This window comes from Mangrovihabitans endophyticus (assembly GCF_014646155.1).
GTDB classification, from domain to species: Bacteria; Actinomycetota; Actinomycetes; order Mycobacteriales; family Micromonosporaceae; genus Actinoplanes; species Actinoplanes endophyticus.
On the sequence record NZ_BMMX01000021.1, the window covers coordinates 99,769 to 106,230 of the forward strand.

Below are 6,462 nucleotides of genomic sequence, written 5' to 3' on the forward strand. Positions count from 1 at the left end.
AATGACCACCCCGCATCTTGACGTCGACGCGCTGCTGGCCGACCCGTCAACCAAGATCGTGGTCTGTTGCGGGGCGGGCGGGGTGGGCAAGACCACGACCGCGGCCGCGCTCGGCCTGCGCGCGGCCGAGGTGCACGGCCGACGCACCGTGGTGCTGACCATCGACCCGGCACGCCGGCTCGCGCAGTCCATGGGCCTGACCGAGCTGGACAACACACCCCGCCAGGTGAAGGCCATCGACACCGAGGCCGGCGGCGAGTTGCACGCCATGATGCTGGACATGAAGCGCACGTTCGACGAGGTCGTCGAGGCGCACACCACCCCGCAGCGGGCCGCGGAGATCTTCGCGAACCCCTTCTACCAGGCGATGAGCTCCACCTTCTCGGGCACGCAGGAATACATGGCGATGGAGAAGCTCGGTCAGTTGCGGGCCACGGACGAATGGGACCTGATCGTGGTGGACACGCCGCCGTCCCGGTCCGCGCTGGACTTCCTGGACGCGCCCGCGCGGCTGTCGCGTTTTCTCGACGGCCGCATGCTGCGGATGCTGCTGGCGCCCGCACGGTCCGGCGGGCGGAGCATGTTCAGTCTGGTGACCGCCTCGTTCGGGGTGTTCTCCCGCGCGGTGCAGAAAATCTTGGGCGCGCAACTGCTGACCGACCTGTCCGGGTTCGTTGCGGCGCTGGACTCCATGTTCGGCGGGTTTCGGCAACGCGCCGACGAGACCTACCGCATCCTGCAGGATCCGCAGACCTCGTTCCTGCTCGTCGCCGCCCCCGAGCGGGACGCCGTTCGAGAGGCGGCGTACTTCGCCGAGCGCCTGGTCACCGAGCGGATGCCGCTGGCCGGGCTGGTCCTCAATCGGGCGCATCGCACCGAGATGACCGGCATGTCGGCCGAGCGTGCCGAGTCGGCCGCCGCCGCGCTGGACGCCGCCGGGGAGCATCCGGTCACCGCGGATGCGTTGCGCATCCATGCCGCGCTGGTCCGGCTGACCGAACGCGAGGCGGGTGTCGCGACGACCTTCACCGACGCCTTCCCGGCCGTCGCCGCGACCTCGGTCGCGGCGCAGCCCGCCGACGTGCATGACGTCGACGGGCTCCGTGCGATCGGCGCGGCACTCGCCGCCGCGCCGTGACGCTCAGCGCGTGGCTACCAGCACCTTGTCGGCTCGCTTCTCCTTCAGCGCCGCCTCGAACATCTTTCGCCAGCTCGCCACGTGCGGATGACGGCGCAGCAGGGCGCGGCGCTCCCGCTCGGTCATGCCACCCCACACGCCGAACTCGATGCGGTTGTCGAGTGCGTCGGCGAGGCATTCGTACCGCACCGGGCAACTACGGCAGACCCGCTTCGCCACGTTCTGCTCTGCACCCTGCACGAACAGCGCGTCGGGATCCCCGTTCTGACACGCTGCCATGCTGGGCCAATCGCTGACCATCCCCATAAGTGAACGTCCCCCCTTGCTTACCCCCTGACGCCTTGCGGCTCGTGTCCCCCTGCAGCCGCGCTGACGTCGTGCGATGTCTCGCCGAACCATCATGCTCTGTAGTTGGTCGATTACGCAACGTTGTACCCCAAAAACGGATAGCTCCGAACTTTTGGGCATCTCGCCCGCCACGCATTGGCGGACGCGATCCGCGACTTCCGGAAAACCGCACGTCAGGGCGGGGAAGCGCGCAGAATCAGTTTGGGGAACCGTGACCTGCTCGACGGGTGATCACGGGCGAGTGTCGCGTACCCTGCATGCCGTGAGTTCTTGGATGCGCAGACGCGATCACAACATCTTCGCCAATGCCACCTCGCTGCTGATCTGCGGCTTACTGGCCGGCGTCGTGGTGGCGGCCGCAGCCTTTCCCGCGGTCGCGATGTCCGGCCTTGCGGCAAAGGCCGGCGGCGAGACGTTCGCGCAGCTACCCAGCCAACTCAAACGGGCCACGGCACCACAGGTCAGTCGGATCTACGCAGCAGACGGCAAGACGACCATCTCGGTCTTCTACGACGAGTTCCGCAGTGATGTGCCGCTGAAGGAAATCTCGAAGAACATGCAGAACGCGATCGTGGCCGCCGAGGACCACGAGTTCTACAACCACAACGGCGTCGACCTCAAGGGCGTCGCCCGCGCATTCGTGAACAACAACAGCGGCAAGTCCCAGCAGGGCGCGTCCACGCTCACCATGCAATACGTGCGCATGTCGCTGGCGTACTCGGCGACCACCCCGCAGGAGGTCGTGGACGCCACCAAGGACACGCCCAAGCGCAAGATCACTGAGATGAAGTACGCGATGCAGATCGAGAAGGAGCTGACCAAGCAGCAGATTCTCGAGCGCTACCTGAACACCGCCCCGTTCGGCGGTGGCGCGTACGGCATCTTCGCCGCCAGCCAGGTCTATTTCAGCAAAAAGCCGAAGGACCTCACGGTGCCGGAGGCCGCACTGCTCGCCGGCATGGTGAAGGCGCCTTCGGCGTTCGACCCGACCACCGAGAGCGGCTACCCGCAGGCACGGGACCGTCGCGAATACGTCCTGCGCGACATGCGCGACATGCGCTTCATCACCCCCGAGGAGTTCACCAAGGCCAACGCCACCGAGATCCCGCGCAAGATCAAGCGCGTCGGGAACGGCTGCGTGTCGGTCGCCAAGAACGACTGGGGGTTCTTCTGCGACTTCTTCTACCGGTGGTGGCTGAGCCAGCCCACGTTCGGTGAGACGACGTACGACCGGGAACGGCGCCTCAAGAGCGGCGGCTACCGCATCGTCACGTCGTTGGACATCGACGCGCAGAAGGCCGCGCGCAGCAACATCGCGGACCAGATCAAGGAGAATGATCGGGACGCGCTGCTGATCGCCGGGGTCGAGCCGGGCACCGGCAAGGTGCGCGCGCTGGCCGCCAACCGCAAGTTCAAGCTCGACGACCCGGACCACCCGCAGAACAAGCTGTCGTCCGACCCGAAGAAGCGCAAGCAGGGCAAGCGCGGCACCTATCCGAGCACCACGAACCCGCTGCTCACCGGCGGCGGTGACATCACCGGTTATCAAGCCGGCTCGGTGTTCAAGATGTTCACCATGGTGGCCGCCCTGGAGAAGGGGCTGCCGCTGGCCACCACGATCAAGGCCGAGGACGTCTACAAGTCCGGCTACGTCATCGAGAAGAACAGCCCGGCGGCATGCCCCGGCACTCACTTCTACTGCCCGCGGAACGCCGGCAAGGAAGCCGGCGTCTACAACATGTGGACCGGGTTCGGGCGCTCGGTCAACACGTTCTTCGTGCCGCTGGAGGAGCGCGTCGGCGCGGAGCGGGTGGTGGACGTCGCGAAGCGCTTCGGCGTCAAGTTCCGCGTGCCGCAGGAAAACGACTGGGCGAACGACAAGAGCTTCTCCCACACATGGGGCGCCTTCACGCTCGGCGTCTCCTCCTCCACCCCGCTGGACATGGCCAACGCCTACGCGACGCTGGCCGGTGACGGCATGTACTGCGAGCCGACCCCGATCGAGCAGATCCAAAACCAGGCCGGCGAGGAGATCGACGTCGGCAAGTCGCACTGCATCCGCGCCACAGACGCCGACGTCGCCCGCGCCGCGCTCGACGCCGCCCGCTGCCCCGTGGGTGACCACGCCCAGCTAGGCACCTGCCACGGCTCCACTGCGGGCAACGTGCACGGCATCGTCAAGCACCCCGTGTTCGGCAAGACCGGCACGACCGATGCGGACAAGACAGCCGCGCTGATCGTCGGCACCACCTCCCTGGTCTACGCGGGATACCTGGTGAACCCCGACTACGCCGATCATCCGTACCGGATGTCGCACCAGATCGTGAACCCGGCCGTCTACCACGCCATGGCCGACTTCATGAAGGGCAAGCCGAAGAAGGAGTTCAAGAAGCCCGGCGACAAGAAGGTCGGCCAGGGCGAACAGCGCTCCATCCCCCGGGTGACCTGCTCGTCCATCGGCGATGCGAAGTCGCGGCTGAAGAACGCCGGCTTCGACGTCACGGTGGGCGGTCGCGTCGAGTCGGACTGCCCGGAGGGCACGGCCGCCGGCACCAACCCGTCCGGCCATACCGTCAAGGGCGGCTTCGTCTCGATCGCGGTCAGCGAAGGCAAGAGCGAGCCGAAGCCGGACAAGAAGGACGACAAGAAGGACGACAAGAAGAAGCCCGATAAGCCGCCGTCAGGGCGGTGACCACGATCGGGCGGGGCGTGAGCCCCGCCCGATTTTTTCTGCCACCGCGCGGCCCCCGGCGCGGCACTCAGCCAAGCTGCCGCCGCACCTCCGCGGCGACCCGGCCACCCTCCGCCCGGCCCGCCACCTTGGCCTGCACGGCCTTCATGGCCGGCCCCATCTGCCCCTTGCCGGTGAAACCGCCCTCGGCGAGCACCGCGGACACCAGACCGGCGATTTCCGCATCGGAGAGCTGCTGAGGTAGGTAGTGCTCCAGGACTTCGCCCTCGGAACTCTCCCGGGCCGCCTGGTCGGCGCGGCCGGCGTCGGCGAAGGCGGTCGCTGCCTCGCGCCGCTTCTTGGCCTCCTTGGTCAGCACGACGGTCACCTCGTCGTCGCTCAAGTCCCGGGCCTGCGCACCGGCGACCTCCGCGGTGCGAACGGCCGCCAGGGCCATCCGCAGAGTGGACGTGGTCAGATCGTCGCGCGCCTTCATCGCAGTGCGCAGATCCTCGTTCAGGCGGTCCTTCAACGTTCCCATGAACGGAGAAACTACTCTGGCCGTCATGCGCACACGATCGCTCGTCGCTCTCACCGCCGGTCTGGGCGGCGCCACCTTCGCGTACGCCTCGCTCGTCGAACGCAACATGTTCACGTTGCGACGCTTCGACGTGCCGGTGCTGCCCCCCGACGCCGAGCCGCTGCGCATCCTGCACCTCTCGGATCTGCACATGATGCCGGACCAGCGACGCAAGCAGGAATGGGTGGCGGCTCTCGGCGGCACCGACCCCGACCTGGTCGTGGTCACCGGGGACAACATGGCCTCACCCGCGTCGGTGCCCGGGGTGCTGCGGGCGCTCGATCCGTTCCTGGACCTACCCGGCGCGTTCGTCTTCGGGTCCAACGACTACCGCGGACCGGTCTGGAAGAACCCCCTGCGCTACCTGATGCCGGACCGCGAGTATGTGCAGGGCACCGATCTGCCGTACGACGATCTGCGTGCCGCCTTCACCGGATCCGGCTGGGCCGACCTGAACAACGCGCGCACCGTACTCAAGGCCGGCGGTCGCACCATCGAGCTGGTCGGCGTGGACGATCCGCACATCGAGCGCGACGACTACGCCTCCGTGGCCGGTCCCGCCTCGGCGCTGGCGGACCTGCACCTCGGCGTCACCCACACTCCGGCGTCGCATGTCCTCGACGCGATGACCAGCGACGGGTTCGGCCTCGTGCTGGCCGGACATACGCACGGCGGGCAGGTGTGCGTGCCCGGATACGGCGCCCTGACGACCAACTGCGACCTGCCCACCCGAATGGCGAAGGGTCTGCACCGGCTACCCGGATCCGACGCGTGGCTGCACGTGTCGGCCGGCCTCGGCACCCATCCCACCGCCCCGATCCGGTTCGGCTGCCGCCCGGAGGCCTCGATACTCACCCTGATACCGCGCTGACCTGCGACTTCACCCCACGGCGGATACCGATTTCGCGTGCGAGGCAGCGTCGGATAGTATTGCGCAGGCACGCCGCGGGGTGTGGCGCAGCTTGGCAGCGCGCTTCGTTCGGGACGAAGAGGCCGTGGGTTCAAATCCCGCCACCCCGACCGCGAGGAAGGCCGCTCATCACTAGATGGGCGGCCTTTCCTGTCTCGGCATTCCGAATATTCCGCTCGCGCTCGCGCCGACCGGGCTGGAAGGTTCCTCCCGCGAGTTGCTCTCCAGGATTCCGTCCGTGGTCGACGAGATGTGGCGGGACGGGCCCTTCGCTGTAGGACCTCTACCACTTGGTCTATGGGGGCCGACCATGTCGGTCCGGAGGCGGATCGCGCGCCGCGAGCCGCACTGACCTTCATCGGTGCCGGCCGTCATCGGTGCCGGCCGGTCGCCGATACGCCATGCTGCCCCGGCCCTGCCCGTCGATCTTGGAGTTTCGGGTCGGACATGTCGGTGATATCGAGCCCGGTCGGGCACGAGATTTCCAAGATCGGCGGCGCCTGTTGGGGGTGGGGGCTGGCGCAAAAAAGCAACGTCCCGGAAGCCCCCTGTTACAGGGGTTTCCGGGACGCTGCTTTCATGTTTGAGTCCGGCGGTGTCCTACTCTCCCACACCCTCCCGAGTGCAGTACCATCGGCGCTGGCAGGCTTAGCTTCCGGGTTCGGAATGAGACCGGGCGTTTCCCTACCGCTATAACCACCGGAACACTTATCAACAAACCACAACCCCAGCCCCCGGCCGGGCCGGGGTGGTTGGTTGTTTGCTGTGAATCACACAGTGGACGCTAAAACACGCTTGTTCTCATTGAGAGTGGT

The 6,462-nt window shown here is 67.3% G+C and carries 5 protein-coding genes, 1 tRNA gene and 1 rRNA gene; 4 read left to right on the plus strand and 3 right to left on the minus strand.

The window, feature by feature from the left end; all coding sequences use genetic code 11:
- Window position 1: 1 nt before the first annotated feature.
- Window positions 2-1,138 carry an ArsA family ATPase gene (gene bagB, locus IEY73_RS21325; protein WP_189081036.1) on the plus strand — a complete coding sequence of 379 codons (1,137 nt, stop codon included), beginning with the start codon at window positions 2-4 and terminating at the stop codon, window positions 1,136-1,138.
- Between the two features lie 3 nt (window positions 1,139-1,141).
- Here bagB and IEY73_RS21330 read toward each other — a convergent pair whose 3' ends face one another.
- Window positions 1,142-1,444 (minus strand): WhiB family transcriptional regulator, encoded by a 303-nt coding sequence (locus IEY73_RS21330; RefSeq protein WP_189081037.1) that lies wholly within the window; start codon window positions 1,442-1,444, stop codon window positions 1,142-1,144.
- Between the two features lie 316 nt (window positions 1,445-1,760).
- Here IEY73_RS21330 and IEY73_RS21335 point away from each other — a divergent pair, with 316 nt between their 5' ends.
- A complete protein-coding gene (locus IEY73_RS21335) occupies window positions 1,761-4,178 on the plus strand; it encodes a transglycosylase domain-containing protein (protein WP_189081054.1) in 2,418 nt (805 codons plus the stop codon).
- Window positions 4,179-4,245: 67 nt separating this feature from the next.
- Here the strand turns inward: IEY73_RS21335 and IEY73_RS21340 are convergent, their stop codons facing one another.
- Window positions 4,246-4,698 carry a GatB/YqeY domain-containing protein gene (locus IEY73_RS21340; RefSeq protein ID WP_189081038.1) on the minus strand — a complete coding sequence of 151 codons (453 nt, stop codon included), beginning with the start codon at window positions 4,696-4,698 and terminating at the stop codon, window positions 4,246-4,248.
- A 25-nt stretch (window positions 4,699-4,723) separates the two neighbouring features.
- On the opposite strand from IEY73_RS21340, the gene IEY73_RS21345 reads away from it, so the two are divergent.
- Window positions 4,724-5,608 carry a metallophosphoesterase gene (locus tag IEY73_RS21345; protein ID WP_189081039.1) on the plus strand — a complete coding sequence of 295 codons (885 nt, stop codon included), beginning with the start codon at window positions 4,724-4,726 and terminating at the stop codon, window positions 5,606-5,608.
- 75 nt (window positions 5,609-5,683) lie between these two features.
- Window positions 5,684-5,757: transfer RNA gene (locus tag IEY73_RS21350), tRNA-Pro, on the plus strand.
- Window positions 5,758-6,234: 477 nt separating this feature from the next.
- On the opposite strand, the gene rrf is transcribed toward IEY73_RS21350, so the two are convergent.
- Window positions 6,235-6,351: ribosomal RNA gene (rrf, locus tag IEY73_RS21355) — 5S ribosomal RNA — on the minus strand.
- Window positions 6,352-6,462: the final 111 nt, after the last annotated feature.